The organism is Spirosoma pollinicola, from assembly GCF_002831565.1.
In the GTDB taxonomy this organism is placed as follows: Bacteria; Bacteroidota; Bacteroidia; order Cytophagales; family Spirosomataceae; genus Spirosoma; species Spirosoma pollinicola.
Window position 1 is genome coordinate 5,387,637 of sequence record NZ_CP025096.1, and the last position, 17,377, is coordinate 5,405,013.

The following is a 17,377-nucleotide window of genomic DNA, read 5'->3' on the forward strand; positions in this document are numbered from 1 at the left end:
GCTACGCCACCTTACAAGTCACACCGTCAATCGCTTCTAGTGCCTTCAGGAATGAGTTGGCGGGGGAGACTTTCAACGTTCTTGCCTGCAAACTAACTTCGATTCGCTCGCTGTGATCAATCACATTGAGCGATAGTGTACAACTGCCGGGGTGGGCATTCACTAACTCGTTAATTCTGGCTACAAGTTGAGCATTCAACGCATCTAAAGTCAGCGATACGCGCAGCTCTTTGCAGAATTTCTCCCGCATATCGTTCAGTAACCGGATGCTGGTGGGCTTGAACTCTAATTGCTCGGAACCCCATTTGTTCTGAGTTTTGCCCGTAATGTGCAGGAAACGACCCACCTCAATGTATTGCACCAGCCTCACATAATCATCGCCGAAAAGGGCCATTTCGAGGGATGAATTATAGTCCTCGACTTTGAAAATACAGAACGGGTTACCGCTTTTAGTGACCCGCATTTGCACGGCCGATACGATGCAGCCAACCTTGATTTCGGGTTGTTTCGTCTCGAAAATGTTGGCCAGTGTACAGTTGCAGAATCCGTCCATTTCGAGTTTGAACTCATCGAGCGGGTGTCCCGTGATGTAAAAGCCAACGACGTCCTTCTCGAATTTCAATTTTTCGATCTGGTTCCATTCTGTTACCATAGGGGCCTTGGGCCGCGCAAGCATCGGCTCCCCATTCATCATGGCGCCAAACAGCGACTGTTGGGCGGCTGCTTTCTCGGCGTGGTAGTTACTGCCGTAGCGGATAATTTTGTCAAGAAATGGCGAGGTATCGGTGTCCGACATATCGAAATACTGCGCCCGGTGATACTCGTCGATACTATCGAACGCACCGGCGTAAGCCAGCGATTCCCAGGTTTTCTTGTTCACCGTGCGGAGGTTGACCCGAACTGCAAAATCAAATATATCTTTAAACGGTCCGCCCGCCTTGCGCTCCTCAATGATGGCTTCTACGGCGGCATCACCTGCACCTTTAATACCCCCCAGGCCGAAGCGAATTTCGCCCTTTTTGTTAACACCAAAGAAGCGTTCCGACTCGTTTACATCGGGCCCCAGAACGGGAATGTTAATATTCTTACATTCTTCCATGAAGAACGTAATCTTGTCAATCGTACCCAGACAGCTCGTTAATACGGCCGCCATATACTCAGGCCGGTAGTGAGCTTTTAGAAAAGCCGTTTGATAGGCAACGAATGCGTAACAGGTTGAGTGCGATTTGTTAAAGGCGTAGGAAGCGAAGGCTTCCCAATCGGTCCAGACTTTTTCGCATACTTTCAGGGGCAGGTTGTTAGATGCACAGCCATCCATAAACTTACCCTTCATTTTATCCAGCGTGGCTTTGTCTTTCTTTCCCATCGCCTTTCGCAGTACGTCGGCGTCGCCTTTGGTGAAATTGCCAAGCTTCTGCGAGAGCAGCATCAACTGCTCCTGATAAACCGTAATGCCATAGGTGTCAGCCAGATACTCTTCCATTTCTGGCATGTCGTACTTGACTTCTTCGCGGCCGTGTTTGCGGTTGATGTAGTTCGGAATGTAAGCAATTGGACCCGGACGGTAGAGGGCGTTCATGGCAATGAGGTCACCAAAGCGGTCAGGCTTCAGGTCTTTCATGTGCTTTTTCATACCGTCGGATTCAAACTGGAAAACGGCATTTGTTTCGCCCCGCTGGAAGAGCTTGTAGGTTTCCTCGTCGTCAAGGGGAATATCATCAATGTCGGTTTCGACACCGTTGATCAAAAAGCCGCCGTGATTTTGCCGGATCAGTCGCAGACATTCCTTAATGATGGTCAGGTTTCGCAGACCCAGAAAGTCCATCTTGATTACACCCGCATCCTCAATAACTTTCCCCTCATATTGGGTAATAATCAGGTTTGTATCTTTTGAGGTCGACACCGGAACAATGTCCGACAAATCGCTGGGGGCGATGATAATACCGGCTGCATGAAGGCCGGTATTGCGTACCGTGCCTTCGAGTTTTCGGGCTTGTTTGAGTACGGCAGATACCTTTTCGTAGTCAACGATCCGCATGGCCGCTGCCGCGCTCTTATCGCCCGATTCGAGTGCCCGCATCCGCTTCACGTTATCCAGTTCTTCGGGCTGGATAACGCTTGCCAAACCGCCCGGCCCATCGAGTGGGTCCTCGAAAATGCGCTTGAGCGTCATGTTGTATGTCGGCTTGTCGGGCACAAGTTTCACCACGGCGTTGGCATCCTGCAACGGCAAATCCATCACCCGAGCCACGTCTTTGATCGACGATTTCGACGCCATTGTGCCGTAGGTTACAATCTGCGCTACCTGCGACTTGCCATACTTCTGAACAACGTAATCAATCACTTTCTGCCGGCCTTCATCGTCGAAGTCCGTATCAATATCGGGCATCGACTTCCGGTCGGGGTTCAGGAACCGCTCGAACAGCAAGTCGTATTTAATGGGGTCAATATTTGTGATACCCGTGCAATATGCCACCGCGCTACCCGCTGCCGACCCACGGCCCGGCCCAATCATAACACCCAGATCGCGCCCGGCCTTAATGAAGTCGGCTACAATAAGGAAGTACCCGGCGAATCCCATTGTCTTGATCGTGAACAGTTCAAAATCAAGGCGTTCCTGAATGTGGGGCAGGATGTCAACGTAGCGTTCTTTAGCACCCGTGTAGGTCAGGTGGCGCAGGTATTCCCACTGGTTCAGTACGTCGTCGGTATGCTGCTGGAACTCCTGCGGGATAGGGAAGTTGGGAAGCATAATATCGCGCTTCAACTTCAGCGTTTCGACCTTGCCAACGATCTCGTTGGTATTGTCGATGGCTTCGGGCAGGTCTTTGAACAGCGTCGTCATCTCCTGCGTGTTCTTAAAATAGAACTGGTCGCTGAAGAAGGCAAAGCGGGTGTTCTTCGGCATCACATCATCGTCGCTGAAATCCTTCATCGACGGCGTGCTTTGCTTTTCGTTGGTGTTCACGCACAGCAGAATATCATGCGCTACCCAGTCGTCCTGATCGACATAGTGCGAATCGTTGGACGCGATGATCTTAACGTTGTATTTCCGGGCGAACTTGATCAGAATTTCATTGGCTTTAATCTGATCGGGAATTTCATGGCGTTGAAGTTCAACGTAATAATCTTCGCCGAAGCGGTCGAGCCACCATTTGAATTCAATTTCGCCCGCAGCTTCGCCTTTTTTCAGAATGGTTTTTGGAACGGAGGCACCAATGCAGCAAGTAGAGGCAATCAGCCCTTCTTTATACTTATCAATCAGCTCTTTGGTAACGCGGGGATATTTACCATAAAGCCCCTCCATGTAGCCCAATGAACACAGTTTTGCCAGATTTTTATAGCCCTGCGCGTTTTTGGCTAACAAAAGCTGGTGGTATCGAACGTCTTTTTTCTCTTTTGTGAACTGTTTGATCGTATGATCTTCCACCACATAGAACTCGCAGCCGACAATGGGTTTGATGCCCTGCTTACTGGCTTCGGCCACAAATTCGAACACGCCGAACATATTACCGTGATCGGTAATGGCAACGGCGGGCATATTATCAGCTTTCGCCTTCTTGATCAGCTTCTTAATATCGGCCTGACCGTCGAGCAGCGAGTATTGGGTATGGCAGTGGAGGTGAGAGAATTGCATATGTCTGATCGGACCGCCGACGCGGCCGGGATTACAAAGATTTTCCTGATTTCTGATTTATCAGGATTTCGTTCGTCTGTAAATTTAAACTAAACAAGCCGGGAACGGATAACGATGTATCTGGATTTTTTAAAAGATTTTGATAAGCGTCTGAATGTGAAAAGCTTGGTAGAACATCTAGACTAATTCTTTAACGGCCTGTAAAATGCGTTGTTTTACCTCAGGCCACCCTATATCATTGAGCGTTATTGGGTCAAGTTGACTATCTGCGTCCTCAAAATAGGTTAAGGAACGAACCACGTAACCGGGGTCACTATTGGCGTATTTAGTTGTAAAGAACTGGAGCATTTGCTGGAGCGAAAAATGGTTAAGTAACTCAGTAATGTCCCAAAAATCTTTCTTTGCCCCTCGTCCGCTAACCGCTCCAAGCTTCATCGCGATAACGTCTTCAATTGACCAGAATCGGATGCCGGCCTCTTCAATAAAAGGACTAATTAACGGGTAACGATGGGCTAACAAATCGACTTTAACCCCTTCAATAAATAAACTGAGGGTATTTCTTGCTTCGTCTGTTTTGATTGTCGTTGGAAAATTAAGGAGCAGTTCGTCAAATAGCTCTTGCTCGGAAAATGATTGATTCGTGAATAAATCCAGATCGACCGATAAGCGATGCCCAAACTGTAAAGCAAGGCTTGTACCACCTGCCAGGGCGAATGACTTAAGAATTGGCTGTTGCATAAGCCGTTTCAATAATTCCAGGGTAGCGGGTTCGACTGTTGACGGGTGTAGCATCGAAACTGATTGGGAGTGAGATCAAAGATAGCGCAGCAGAATGAGAGCGTTTTCTTTTTGAGGTAAGCTGCCTGAACAACCTCCGCTTTCACACGTTCGCGGCCATAATACCGAACTACTTCCAGTATATCGGCCCACAAACCATAGTTCATTACTTTCTCAATCACGAAGCGGGCGTTGGTTTCGTAATCTATCGCTGCCATGTTTATGTCCCAGAAGGCTGTGGGGGAGAGGTGTGGTTTGGGCGCTGTCATTGTAGAAATGCTGTATCTAAAATGTGCTGCGCTTTTTTTAGGTTTTCTAGTGTTGCGTCAAAGTCAAGTTTTCCTTCCTTCACTTCTCGATAGTTACCTTTCCAGCGTGAGACTGTCATGTATCGTCCATTACCCATTCTAGCTGGCCGCTTTATTTCCAAGCCTAATTGTTCACTTGCTTTTGCTAGTTTATTGTAAGCATCAAGACGGTACTCTTGACGTTTGAGTTCATCTATTACTTCGATTTTGAAGCACAGTTCCTGATTTTCCAACTGAAGATACGGTTTATATGCCTAATCAGGTAATTCTATGAAATACCACCAGAAGCCGAAAAATCCGCCTGCTGGGTTGGCAATGTAACTCCAATTTGCCCCGTCATCTTGGGTAATAGTATAGAGTTGATCTCGGTTATCATATATCCTTAAGAAGAAACCTCGCCAGTCGTTGTCGCTCCATAAAGACTTACCCGATTCATCAAATAAGTTTGTTTTCTCATATTGGTTGACCACATATTCCATTCCTTCCAAGTGGTCTAGGAAATCTCGATAAATATTATTTGCTGTAGATTCTCCCCGCAAAAATTGCAGGAAATCTTTACGCAAATAGGTTTTGTATCGACCTACGTCAAACTTTGACTGATAGCCGGTTTTAAAATAGATTGGTACAATTTGGTCTTCTGTATACTCCTTCAATATATTACTGTAGTACCGATCAAGTTGGCCTGAGTGATGATCTGTGTGAGTTTTGTCTTCAATTAAAATAGCTAGTTGATTAGCTTCTTTTGCATTGATCTCAATTAATACGTCAAGTTTTTCCACTTGTCGGCGCACTTTTACAGTTTGAACACTTTCCATGGCGTAATCAGGCTTATGCTTATGAACGAGTGACAGTAGAAATTTACGAGATATTTGATGTAACTCAGCATCAGCTAGTGTTGGATCAGCCCAAGCGGCCAGCCAACAGATAAAGGCATCTTGTGATAACTCGCTGGTTGCGTAATGAAATAAATTCGGTTGGTGTGGTTTTTCGGTTTCCATGTGGTCGTTCTGGTTATGCTGAATTTTTAAGCAGTCGTTATGAGCCTTCTACTCCAGACCATTCCCTCAACTTATCAAAAATTTATAAAAATCTACAAACTCTATACTTTAACATATGATTCTGATTTTACAACAAAACCCAGAATCTCATGCAAACGCAACAGCGCACATTGAATCCGGTTGAACTGGATAAGCTTAAAGACAAAATCAAGGACATACGTATTGCCATGCTGACGACGCAGGAAGCCGATGGCGACTTTCACACGCGGCCAATGGCTACTCACGAAATAGAGCCCGACGGTACGATGTGGTTTTTTACCTACGACAACTCGAACAAGGTGAACGAAATTCGCCAGAACGAACGCATCGCGCTGGGATTTTCAGACCCCGGTTCAGAAGTGTATGTCTCTACGTCGGGCCATGCCGAAGTGGTGAAAGACAAAGCAAAAATTGATGAGTTGTGGAGCGATGTTCTGAAAACATGGTTTCCCAATGGCAAAGATGATCCAAATCTTGCCCTGTTGAAAGTAACAACCCACGCGGGCGAATACTGGGATCGGCCGGGCGGGAAAATGGTGAAGCTGTTCGAAATGGCGAAAGGGGCACTTACCGGCGAAACGGACAAAACGGGTCGCAACGAAAAATTTGGCGATGAGCCACAGTAATAAAATGACGAAAGCATAGTTCTGGCGCGGGTGTTCATCCGCGCCAGAACTATGAGTTCATTACTGAATGACAGAATGTTTACAAAGTTTGCTCTGCCCATACGTAGCAGGTTGAATCGGGAACAGGCCGTTTCACAAACGAAAAATACCTGGACTGGTAATCCTTACCAGTCCCGCAATTAACGGATACCTGAACGACAAATTTTGGCGCATCTTTAAGGATAGACTCCCCAATAATTATCTGTTCACCTGAGGCATTTCGGTAGGAACTAGTCGTGACGTCATTTGACAGGGTATCTTTCTGAAGAAAAATATTGTAATCAAACTGCAATACGGAGCCTACCCGATAATTAGATACTATTAATTGAACCCCTGGATAACCACTGTCGCAGGGGGCTTTGGCAATGAGTGTCGTTGGTGGCTGACAGTCGGTTTGCTGTGGGTCACTCTGTGTTTGACAGCCGATGAATACGAGGGAACCAATAAACTGACTTAAGAGTAAGGCCAGGTTTTTCATAGTCATGTTCAGAATGATTTATCCTTTATACAACTAATGAAGACGTATTTATGTGTTCAGTATAGCGCGTTTTTTTTAGTAAAATTTATACTTATCCAAGAAGTCGGGTTAGTGCAAACTGCTTGATCTTTCCCTGATCACCAGCAATGGTCCTGGCGGCAATCTCTCCAAATGAAGCTCCCTGTTTGTAGCCGTGCCCGGAATCACCACCCATTAACCACAGATTACTGGCTTCAGGGTGCGTGTCCAGTATAAAATCTGAGTCGGGCGTGCTTGTATACTGGCAAACCCGTTGTTCAATTAACGGCTGACCAACCATTTTGGGGAATCGCTTTTTGATGACGCCCAGCACCATGTCCAATTCTTCCTGTTTAGCCATGCGGTGATAAGTGTCGAATCGATCTGTTACATTGTTGTCAGGGGGTGTCAGGCCAACTTTGAATCCCCGAAAATCGCTGCCCGGTATGCCGAACGAGCGAAACGGGCCATCTATGTCCCGGTCCATCCAGGTTGGCAATTTATTCTCCATAAGATCGGCTTGACCTGATGGCGACGCAAAGAAGAAACATAGCGCCCGTGTCACTTTAAGCTTTTTCGTTAGCTCCGGAAACAAGCGCACTAGCCACGGACCACAGGCAAATACAAACTGATCGGCTTCCAGCAAACTCCCATCCGAAAGAGTTATCGATGTTACTCTGCCCCCTTTGATTGCTTCCTGTTTTACCTGGGTTTGCAGAAAGGTGCCGCCTTCTTTAACGAATAAATCACAAACAGCCTGACAGCCTTTTCGGGCATCCAGATACCCGGCGTTGGGATCGTATAAGACATGATCCAGACCTTCCGTCCCGATTTGGGGCCACCGTTTTACTGCATCAGTCAGACTAACGTTTTCGAGGGGTAAGCCCGCTTTTTTATAAATGGCAATGGCTGATTCGGATTCTGCCTTGCTGGATGGGTAATTGAAAAGCAACAGGCCGTTCTGATGAAGTAGTTTCTGCCCCATACGGGGTTCGTTCTCTTTCCATAAGGTTACGGCCCGCATGGCCATGTCAACGTAAATCGGGTCGCTGTAATAGGCACGAATTAGCCGGGTTTCGCCACCCGAACTGGCCTGACTATTACCAGCCCCGAACTGATCGATGAGTGTTACTTTGTAGCCTTGGCGCAGCAGATGCAAGGCTGTCCAGCCACCAAACGCACCAGCTCCAACAACAATGATCTTCCCTTTTTTGACGGGTGCTTTGATGAACGCAGCGGACGATTGCGCGGGTTTAAATAAGGTCGTACCAAAAGCAGTTAGGGCTGTAGCCTGAAGGCTGGATTTTAGTAGTTGGCGCCTGTTTATATGGGTTGTGTCTCGGTCGTTTTGAGATTCAGTTGGCATGGTCTTGATAAGTTGGTTGGAAGAATTAGAGTAGCCTCACGGCAGCGGCCCTCACCCCAACCCCTCTCCCAAAACGGGAGAGGGACTTTTTGTCGGTGACTTCGTAACCTGTGGCCTGTAGTTTCGTCTACTGTTGTAAAAAGTATATCTATGAAACGGGCTTCGAGTACACCCTCTATGAAAGAACTTCGTCGGGAACTTCGACAGAAACAGACAAAAGCGGAAGAAGTACTGTGGGCAGAACTACGCGGACGACGATTGATAAATGTAAAATTCCGTCGTCAACACAGTTTTGGGCATTTCATAGTTGATTTTTACTGCTTCGACTTTAAGCTTGTTATCGAAATTGATGGTGCCGTTCACAACACTAGAGAAGCTCGTATCAGTGACGCAGAGCGCGAAGTGGTTCTTTGTGACCTAGGCTTAACGGTAATGCGTTTTACAAATAACGATGTACTGAACAGGCTGGATAACGTCCTTCAAAAGATTCAAGAGAATCTACAGTAAAAGCCCCTCTCCCGTTTTGGGAGAGGGGTTGGGGTGAGGGTACTAATCACACCGCATCCGACAAACTCGTAAACGTAAATTCCCGAATCTTCATGGCTGGAATCAGGTAGTTCGTGAAGGAGCCTTCTGTGCTCACAACCCGTTCTACTTTCCCGAGCGTTTCCAGATTGTTGAGCATGATAACCGGGCTTTCGTTGAACCGGAAATTCTTGACTGGGTGCTTTATTTTACCGTTCTCAATGTAAAATGTCCCATCGCGGGTTAGTCCCGTAACCAGTAGCGACTGTGGGTCGACCGAGCGGATGTACCAGAACTTGGTAACCAGAATGCCGCGCTGAGTGCTTTTGATGAGTTCGTCGAGCGAAGCTGTTCCGCCTACCATCATCACATTCGTTGGGGCAGGAACAGCTTTTACGCCTTTCTTTTGCGCCCAGTAGCGAGAATATGACAGGTTTTTGACAACGCCTTTCTCAATCCAGTTTATTTTCTCCTGCGCTCGTCCGTCGGCAGCCCAGGGCGATGCGGGTAGTTCTGGATTGGTGGGGTCAGAGTAGATCGTTACCCGCTCGTCCATGAGTTGCTCGCCGAGTTTCGTTTTGCCGCCGGGTTTGCTCAGGAAGGAGCGGCCTTCATCGGCGCTACGGGCATCCAGACTACGAAAGAGGTGTTCGAGCAAAACAGCAGCCGCCAATGGTTCGAGAATAACGGTGTACTTGCCCGGCTCTATGGCCCGTGCACCGACCGAACCAAGTGCTTTTTGGAGCGCAATCTGTGTAGCCGATGCGGTATTTAATTTGGGGAAATCACTCACGCCCTGAGCTGAAAAGCCCGAACCTGTTCCGTTTTCGGTACGGATCGTTGCGCTGAAATTGACCTTTGTGCTGGGATAATACGCGAATAAACCTTTGGTGTTCATCATGGCCGAATAGCTGACCCTGTCTTCCAAATAACCAGCCACGGTCTGTTTCTCCGAACGGGCAATTTGTATACTCTGGCCGACTGCTTTGGCACGAGCTTCTGCCGAAAGGGTTGCCGTAGCATCGAAGAAGCCACTTGCTGGTACGTATTTTTGTGGTCCCAGTACGCCCATGTATTCCGGATTTTCGGGAGCCAGCCGGGCGATTTCTTCCGACCGACGAACGACTTTTTCCAGCGACGCATCGTCCAGTTCGTCGATGGTCGCAACGCCTACTTTTTTGCCATAAGCTGATTGAACCGACAGTGTTTTATAGACTTTGGAACCGCATGTGGAGACTTTATTGAGGGCGTATCGAATATTACTCCATTCTTCGCCCTCTAAATGCACTTCGCATTCGTCGGCTTTCGAGTAGGTTAATGCCTTTTGTAAGAGCGCTTTGGCGTCGGCTTCGGGTAGAATAACAGACATGGCTATTAAATTTTACGACCTGTATTGATCACATTTACCCCGTTGAAGCGGGCTGTTGCGCTGCCGTGCGATACGGCATTGATCTGAATTGGCTGCCCTTTTCCGTCGAAAAACGACCCGCCTAGTCGGTAATCACGCTCGTCGCAGACTTTCACGCAGGAGTTCCAGAATTCCTGTGTATTCGACTGGTAGGCTACATCTTTCAGCATGCCGATGATTTGCCCGTCCTTGATTTCGTAGAACAGCTGCCCGCCAAACTGGAAGTTATAGCGTTGCTGGTCAATGGAGTAGGAGCCATCGCCAATAATATAAATACCCTTCTTGACGTCTTTAATCAGTTCATCGACCGATAACCTTTCTTTCCCGGCAGCCAGTGAAACATTGGCCATACGCTGAAACTGAACCGAACCCCAATTGTCGGCATAACAGCAGCCTTGCGATTCGTTCTCGCCTAAAATGTGAACCTGATCACGGATGGTCTGATAGTTGACCAGAGTGCCATCTTTAACCAGATCCCAGCGTTTGGTTTGAACGCCTTCATCGTCGTAACCAACAGCCCCCAATGAGCCGACCTGTGTTTTATCGGCGAAGAGGTTGACCTGTTTACTTCCGTAATTAAAGCTTTTGGATTTCCATTTGTCGAGCGTGGCGAAACTTGTTCCGGCGAAGTTGGCTTCGTAGCCCAACACCCGGTCCAGTTCCAGCGGGTGCCCAACCGACTCGTGAATGGTAAGCCAGGTGTGCGATGGGTCGAGAACCAGATCGTATTTACCCGCTTCAACGGATTTGGCGGTAAGCTTTTGTTTGGCCTGTTTTGCGGCCGCTACGACATCTTCCAGCATATCGTAGCCTCGGTTATAGCGAGTCGTAATGCCCGGTATTTTGTCGGCTGGATTAACTTGCAGGTATTCGTAGCCCATGCCAACCGGTGCACTCAAGGCGTCTCTTGTTTCAAACTTGCCGCTCCTGGGGTCAATAACGGTTACTGTAAAACCCGGCCAGAGCCGGTGTATATACTGATCGATATACGAGCCATCTGTCGATGCGAAGTACTTCTGCTCGTTGACAAGAAATAACTGCGAGTTTACAAAGTTGGCTCCGTTCTTCATGGCTGCTCCGTTGACGGCCATCAGCAAGTCAACTTTCTCTTTGATGGGTACATTGAAAGCGTTTTTCTGAATCGGCGTTTTCCAGCTTGTTTCCCCAAAGCCCTTTTGAGGTGCCAGTTGAACCGGTTCCTGCGATAGCATGGCATTCGCTTTAGCCATAGCTACAGCTTTTTCGGCGGCTTTGGCCAGTTCGGCTTCGGTCTTTGCATCGCCTATTGCAGCAAAGCCCCAGCACCCATTCGCAATAACACGAACGCCTACGCCATACGACTCGACGTTGGAAATGCCCTCGACTTTATCTTCACGGGTTATTACAAATTGATTGAGGTACCGGCCAATACGCACGTCGGCATAAGAGGCTCCTTTTGCTTTGGCGGCATTGAGAGCAGCGTCGGCCAGCCGTTTTTTTACAGACACATCCAGTCCTGGTTCCAGCAGGGCTTCGGCAGATACGGGCCTACCGAAAACCGGAATTTGGGCTAACGTAAGTGCGCTGACGCCCTTACCCGTTGCGTACATAAAATCTCTACGATCCAAAAGTATTTCCTGCGTTTAGGTATGTAGTTATTGAATAAGCGTCTGTATGAGTTCCAGTTGTTCGCTTCGTTGAGCCGAGCTACCCGACTAAGAGCCTTTTTTTTACAGCTGGTCACGCTTCTATATAAATGTACGCTTTTTATGGGTTTTCATACTTGACAAACCCGGCACGGCGTTTGATAGAAAACGTCTACGCATAATTCACTATATATCCCCAATCATGGTTCCACATAATGCCGTTCGGTCTTTACGTACTATAGTTCTTGTTTTATTTGTCATTGGTTCGCTCACTACTGCCTGTAAGAAATCGGGTGGAGCCGATGACGTTGACCCCCGCGATCAGTATGCAGGAACGTATGTCGGTACATCACGGCGGACGTTTTATGTGAGTGCCGATATTTTTCAGGGACCTATTCCCGGGGTATCAACCACAACCGTTACCAAAGCCTCAAACCCCAAAGAAATATATATTGAAAATACGGTTGTGTTTAATGGTGGGTTTACGGGTGGATATACCGTGAAAGTGACCGCCGAATTAGATGGCTCAACCTTCACCGTCATTGATAAGTCAACCGATCAAATCGACTTGCCCAGTGGTAAAGTGGATTCCGATTACACCGCCACTGGTGTATTTGATACAAGCACCAAACAAATAGTGTATTCATCGACAGCAAGAGCGCTGCGCAATGGCGCCCAGTATTCCCGGACGGATGAAACGACCAGTACGCTAAAATAGCTATCTTAGCACCAGTTCCTAAAACTTCCGGTGTTTATGAAAATACGTGTATTAACCGGCCTGCTGGCCGGTTTTTTTGTTTTTGCCGGGGCACAGATATCTGTTGCCCAAAAGCCTGTATCAGGTCCCGTCTTGAAAGAGGCTGCTGCCGAAACGGTTGGTATGAGTACCGCCCGACTTCAACGGATGGATGCCGTGATCAACGATTATATCGCGAAGGGTCGTCAGGCGGGTGTTGGTGTTATGGTCGTGCGTAATGGCCAGATTGTTTATCATAAAGCGTATGGGATGGATAATGTGGTAACTAAAACACCTCTCAAGCGCGACGCTATTTTTCGTATTGCTTCGCAAACAAAGGCAATCGCCAGTATTGGCCTGATGATGTTGTTTGAAGAAGGGAAATTCCTGCTCGATGATCCGATCTCGAAATACATTCCGGCTTTCAAAAATCCGAAAGTGCTGGAAAAATTTAACGAAAAGGATTCATCATTTACGACTGTTCCGGCCAAGCGTGAGATCACTATCCGGCAGTTGCTGACGCACACATCGGGAATTAGTTATCCCGGAATTGGCGCGAAAGAGGCTGTGGCGATGTATGCCAAATATAGAATTCCCAGTGGTATCGGCACGCCCAGTGGTACACTTTCGGATGCGATGACTCGGCTGGGTGCGTTACCGCTTCTGCATCAGCCCGGCGAAAAATGGACCTATGGCCTGAGCGTCGATGTGGTAGGTTACCTGATTGAAGTGCTGTCGGGGCAGTCGCTCGACCAATATTTGCGGACCAGGTTATTCGACCCGCTGGGCATGAATGACACTTTTTTCTATCTCCCAGCCGGTAAGCAGAGCCGCCTGACAATGGTCTATACCGAAGATTCCACAAAGGCAGTTAAACCGTTACCGTCCTTAAATGGCCTCTCGCCAGATTATCCCAAACAGGCGGGTACTTATTTTTCGGGTGGGGCGGGTTTGTCGTCGACGATGTATGATTACGCTATTTTTCTGCAAATGATGCTCAATGGTGGTGAGTACGGCGGCAAGCGTTTCCTGAGTCCAACAACCGTCCGGCTGATTACGACGAATCAGATCGGGGAGTTGAATCAGGGCCTGAACAAGTTTGGCCTGGGCTTCTCCATCACATCGGAGAAAAGTGCGGCCCGATTGCCCGTTTCAGAAGGTACATTCGATTGGGGCGGCTTCTTCGGAACAACCTATTGGGTCGACCCGAAAGAAGGCATAGTTGCCCAGATTTATACCCAGAAGGTGCCCAATAGCTATGGCGACCTGACCGATAAATTCAAGGTGCTGGTGTATCAGGCTATTATGCAGATGAAATAACCTGAACCGGGATTTTCACAAGATTTAAGGGATTAAACAAGATTGCCGCAAGAGCAGAATGTTGGCTTCTCTTGCGGCAATCTTGTTTAATCCTTTAAATCTCGATATAATCCCGGTCAGACTTTCAAAAACTCCCTCAATTCCGTTGCCTCCTGGGCATTCATGCGTCCGGCAAGAACTAATCGAAGTTGCCGCCGACGGAGTGCGCTGGCGTAGCGTTCTTTTTCGTCGTCGGTTTCGGGGATTACGGCGGGTACTTCAATGGGCCGCCCGCTCTGGTCGACAGCTACAAATGTGTAATAGGCACTGTTGGTACTCACCCGATGGCCCGCCGGAATGTCTTCGGCCCAAACCTCAATAAAAATTTCCATTGACGAACTGAAAGCTCTGGTTACCTGCGCTTTCATAGTCACGATATTGCCCAGACGAATGGGTTCGGCAAATGAAACACTGTCTACTGAAGCCGTGACTACCAGACGGTTCGAGTGTTTTTGAGCGGCAATGGCAGCCGCGATATCCATAAAATGAAGCAGTCGCCCACCCATCAGATTACCAAGCGTATTGGTATCGTTGGGAAGTACCATTTCAGTCATAACCGTCATGGATTCGTGGGCATGTTTGGGTTGAGGCATTTTGTTTATTGACCGTTAATAAAGGAGTCGCTTGTTAAAAGTCGCTTGTTGAACATCAATTTCAGCAAGCTCTTGTTGTATATGGCGCACAAACCAACGACCAAAAAGGGAAACGCACAAACGAAGTGATAAGATTGGCAGCCTGTGAAGGCTTGAACAGATAAATGGGCGTTACTATTTCGTTGTAAATTTGTATAATTGAGTTAAAAAATAAGACAGAGTTTATGGAGCGGTTAGTAGACTATTTCGAGCATATCCCGTCATCGCACCGGAGTCTGATTTTGGTCGGCGGCATTACGCTGTTCTGGCTTATCGAAAGTGCAATACCCCTGTTTCGGTTTTCGCAGGCCACCCCCGGCTACAGTAAGCTCCATCACGCAGGGATCAATATATTCTTTACACTAACGACCATCGTCGTCAACTTCATACTGGCCTTTATTCTGTTCCGCACCAGCGACTGGGTCGTGCGTCAGCACGTTGGCCTGTTATCTTGGGTCGATATGCCGCTTTGGGCCGAAACAATTGTTGGGTTGCTGGGGCTGGATTTGATTGGGGCCTGGCTGGCTCACTGGACTCAACACAAGGTTACATTCATGTGGCGGTTTCACCTGATCCACCATACCGATGCGTATGTCGATACCACCACTGCTAATCGCCACCACCCCGGCGAAAGTGTCATCCGGTTTGTTTTTACAACGCTTGCTGTTCTGGTAATGGGAGCACCCATGTGGTTGGTATTTCTGTATCAGGCACTCTCTGTGTTGCTTTCGCAGTTCAATCACGCCAATATCGAACTGCCCCGCTGGGCCGACCGACTGTTAGGTTTGGTCATCGTAACGCCTAACATGCACCATGTACACCACCATTATGTGCTGCCCGTTACGAACACCAACTATGGCAATATTTTTCCCTGTTGGGACCGGCTTTTCGGAACCTATCACGAAATGGCGGGCAAAAACATTCACTATGGAATTGATACGCACACCGAGCCGAACGAGCATTCGCAGATCGGCAGTTTGTTGAAAATGCCATTCCAGAAATACCGTCCGCCGGTAGGGGAGAAGACTCCGGAAACTAAGGAACTAGCGTAGTGGAGTTGTAGAACAATCGACTTTCGGTAACATGTAGCGGTATCCAGACTGAGGGTCTTTCAGAATCCATTTGCCGTCTTTTTCAATGCGTTCACCCTCAAGCCAAGAAATGCCGCTGTCGCCTTTCAGTGTGAAATCCAGCGCATAAGGTTGTGTGGTGCCTTCGCCCGAACGCTGCCAATCGGCATGAATTTGCCCCTTATTCAGAATTCCCTGAAACGGCCCCCGCGCCCGATCTTTTTCATACGGGTTGCTATCTAAATAACCTGAAACCTGATTGCCGTTGGTGATCAGTTGCAACGTTGTGGTATCGCGGCTCAGGATCTGGCGGAAACAGAGTGTGTCGGGTGCAGTCGAGGTATCTGTTTGCGACGGATTTGTGCTGGATGTTTCCGTTGTGGATTGTTCCGACGGCCGACTTTGGCAAGCGAATGTGAGGGATAACAGACCGAAAATTAGGTAGTTGTGCATTGTAATGGGGAGTTTTGAGAAAATAACTACCGGTCTGAAGAATAGTTTTGCCTGATAGATCGCCTTTGAATAGAGTTGTTCCCTAACTAGCACCGAACAATATGGATAGATTGTTGTTTTTTTTCAGGACAGATAACCCAAACCATCCTTTACCAATTCCCATTCACTCATGTTAACGACTCAAAACGCTTTTTCAGCGCGTAAGTGGAGCTTAGTTGTGGCTTTACTCATTTCACTAACGTTCGCATTTACTGCCTGTAAAAAAGCGGATAATACAACCCCAACACTCTCAACAATTGGCGATCTTGTCAACACAGGAAGCAAGTTTACGTTGCTTAAAGCAGCGCTCGTCCGGGCAGGATTAGATGGTACGCTGGCCCAGCCCGGTACCTACACAGTGTTTGCTCCAACGGATGATGCCTTCAAGGCCTTTGGTTATGTCGATGAGGCCGCCATCAAGGCAGCTCCTGTCGATTTACTGAAAACAGTGCTCCAGTACCATGTACTCGGAACCCGAGTGGCGGCTGCGGATGTACCCACGGCTATAAATACAGCCCAGCAGACACTGGCGGGTATGCCCGTATATGTATCGAAAGTAGCGTCGGGAACCGGCACGTCAACGACTATTTCCGTCAATGGCGCGCATATTTTACAAGCCGATGGACAGGCAAGTAATGGTGTTATTCATGCCATTGACCGGGTGTTGTTGCCCCCTGTTTTCGGTAATATTGTTCAAACCATTCAGGGTATTCCATTACTGTTACCAACGGCCTCGTTTAAGCTGCTTCAGGCGGCTGTGACGAAAGCAGGCGTTGGAGCTGCACTAACGGCACCCGGCCCGCTTACCGTATTTGCACCGACGGATGCGGCTTTCAAAGCTGTAGGTATTGATTCGGCGGCAATCGCCAATACGCCTGTGGCTACCCTGACCAGCATTCTAACATATCATGTGCTTAATGGCCGAACATATACGCCAACTATTACAAACGGTTCAAGCTTATCAACGCTTCAGGGAGGAACAATTACAGCGGGGATCAGCACGACTGCGCTGACCGTTACAGGCACAGGAAATAAAGGAACGGCATCGAATATTACCGGACCTGATGTTTCGGCAACGAATGGCGTTGTACATATCATCGACCGCCTGTTATTGCCTCAGTAAAAAATTAAGCAGAATTAAAGAGATTTATTAAACACAGAGGCACCGAGAACACAGAGTTTATCAATGACTTGATCTCTGTGTTCTCGGTGCCTCTGTGTTTAATAAATCTGCATGGCTACCC

General features: G+C 48.0%; 17 protein-coding genes. 6 read left to right on the forward strand and 11 right to left on the reverse strand.

Annotated features, from left to right (window positions below; all coding sequences use genetic code 11):
* Position 1: 1 nt before the first annotated feature.
* From dnaE to CWM47_RS22650, 5 genes are all read right to left on the reverse strand, one after another.
* Complete coding sequence (gene dnaE / locus CWM47_RS22630; protein WP_100990457.1) at positions 2–3,637, reverse strand: DNA polymerase III subunit alpha; 3,636 nt, start codon at positions 3,635–3,637, stop codon at positions 2–4.
* Positions 3,638–3,814: 177 nt separating this feature from the next.
* Entirely contained in the window at positions 3,815–4,429 is a 615-nt protein-coding gene (locus CWM47_RS22635; RefSeq protein WP_240625398.1) for a nucleotidyl transferase AbiEii/AbiGii toxin family protein, read from the reverse strand.
* Positions 4,384–4,683: a DUF6922 domain-containing protein gene (locus CWM47_RS22640; RefSeq protein WP_100990458.1), complete on the reverse strand. Its 300-nt coding sequence runs from the start codon at positions 4,681–4,683 to the stop codon at positions 4,384–4,386. The genes CWM47_RS22635 and CWM47_RS22640 overlap by 46 nt, the downstream gene beginning before the upstream one ends.
* Positions 4,680–4,955, reverse strand: coding sequence for a hypothetical protein (locus CWM47_RS22645; protein WP_100990459.1), 276 nt, complete (start codon positions 4,953–4,955; stop codon positions 4,680–4,682). The genes CWM47_RS22640 and CWM47_RS22645 overlap by 4 nt, the downstream gene beginning before the upstream one ends.
* 21 nt (positions 4,956–4,976) lie before the next feature.
* Entirely contained in the window at positions 4,977–5,720 is a 744-nt protein-coding gene (locus CWM47_RS22650) for a PD-(D/E)XK nuclease family protein (protein ID WP_100990460.1), read from the reverse strand.
* A gap of 149 nt (positions 5,721–5,869) precedes the next feature.
* On the opposite strand from CWM47_RS22650, the gene CWM47_RS22655 reads away from it, so the two are divergent.
* On the forward strand, positions 5,870–6,385 hold the full coding sequence (locus CWM47_RS22655) for a pyridoxamine 5'-phosphate oxidase family protein (protein WP_100990461.1): 516 nt from the start codon (positions 5,870–5,872) through the stop codon (positions 6,383–6,385).
* Positions 6,386–6,464: 79 nt separating this feature from the next.
* Here the strand turns inward: CWM47_RS22655 and CWM47_RS22660 are convergent, their stop codons facing one another.
* Complete coding sequence (locus CWM47_RS22660; RefSeq protein ID WP_100994000.1) at positions 6,465–6,902, reverse strand: hypothetical protein; 438 nt, start codon at positions 6,900–6,902, stop codon at positions 6,465–6,467.
* 91 nt (positions 6,903–6,993) lie between these two features.
* On the reverse strand, positions 6,994–8,286 hold the full coding sequence (locus tag CWM47_RS22665; RefSeq protein ID WP_100990462.1) for an NAD(P)/FAD-dependent oxidoreductase: 1,293 nt from the start codon (positions 8,284–8,286) through the stop codon (positions 6,994–6,996).
* 177 nt (positions 8,287–8,463) lie between these two features.
* Here CWM47_RS22665 and CWM47_RS22670 point away from each other — a divergent pair, with 177 nt between their 5' ends.
* Positions 8,464–8,793, forward strand: coding sequence for an endonuclease domain-containing protein (locus CWM47_RS22670; RefSeq protein WP_240625400.1), 330 nt, complete (start codon positions 8,464–8,466; stop codon positions 8,791–8,793).
* A 46-nt stretch (positions 8,794–8,839) separates the two neighbouring features.
* Here the strand turns inward: CWM47_RS22670 and CWM47_RS22675 are convergent, their stop codons facing one another.
* On the reverse strand, positions 8,840–10,180 hold the full coding sequence (locus tag CWM47_RS22675; protein WP_100990464.1) for a TldD/PmbA family protein: 1,341 nt from the start codon (positions 10,178–10,180) through the stop codon (positions 8,840–8,842).
* Between the two features lie 5 nt (positions 10,181–10,185).
* Entirely contained in the window at positions 10,186–11,826 is a 1,641-nt protein-coding gene (locus tag CWM47_RS22680) for a TldD/PmbA family protein (protein WP_100990465.1), read from the reverse strand.
* A gap of 220 nt (positions 11,827–12,046) precedes the next feature.
* Between CWM47_RS22680 and CWM47_RS22685 the strand changes: the two genes are divergently transcribed.
* Together CWM47_RS22685 and CWM47_RS22690 are read left to right on the forward strand one after the other, a co-directional pair.
* Positions 12,047–12,562: a hypothetical protein gene (locus tag CWM47_RS22685; RefSeq protein WP_100990466.1), complete on the forward strand. Its 516-nt coding sequence runs from the start codon at positions 12,047–12,049 to the stop codon at positions 12,560–12,562.
* 36 nt (positions 12,563–12,598) lie between these two features.
* Positions 12,599–13,900 (forward strand): serine hydrolase domain-containing protein, encoded by a 1,302-nt coding sequence (locus CWM47_RS22690; RefSeq protein WP_100990467.1) that lies wholly within the window; start codon positions 12,599–12,601, stop codon positions 13,898–13,900.
* A 116-nt stretch (positions 13,901–14,016) separates the two neighbouring features.
* Here CWM47_RS22690 and CWM47_RS22695 read toward each other — a convergent pair whose 3' ends face one another.
* A complete protein-coding gene (locus CWM47_RS22695; protein ID WP_100990468.1) occupies positions 14,017–14,532 on the reverse strand; it encodes an acyl-CoA thioesterase in 516 nt (171 codons plus the stop codon).
* Positions 14,533–14,756: 224 nt separating this feature from the next.
* Between CWM47_RS22695 and CWM47_RS22700 the strand changes: the two genes are divergently transcribed.
* Positions 14,757–15,623, forward strand: a complete 867-nt coding sequence (locus tag CWM47_RS22700; protein ID WP_100990469.1) for a sterol desaturase family protein — start codon at positions 14,757–14,759, stop codon at positions 15,621–15,623.
* Here the strand turns inward: CWM47_RS22700 and CWM47_RS22705 are convergent.
* The gene (locus tag CWM47_RS22705; RefSeq protein ID WP_100990470.1) at positions 15,615–16,094 is read right to left on the reverse strand and encodes a hypothetical protein; all 480 of its coding nucleotides are present in this window, start codon (positions 16,092–16,094) and stop codon (positions 15,615–15,617) included. The two genes, CWM47_RS22700 and CWM47_RS22705, sit on opposite strands and share 9 nt — an antisense overlap.
* 169 nt (positions 16,095–16,263) lie before the next feature.
* Between CWM47_RS22705 and CWM47_RS22710 the strand changes: the two genes are divergently transcribed.
* Positions 16,264–17,256, forward strand: a complete 993-nt coding sequence (locus tag CWM47_RS22710; protein ID WP_100990471.1) for a fasciclin domain-containing protein — start codon at positions 16,264–16,266, stop codon at positions 17,254–17,256.
* Positions 17,257–17,377: the final 121 nt, after the last annotated feature.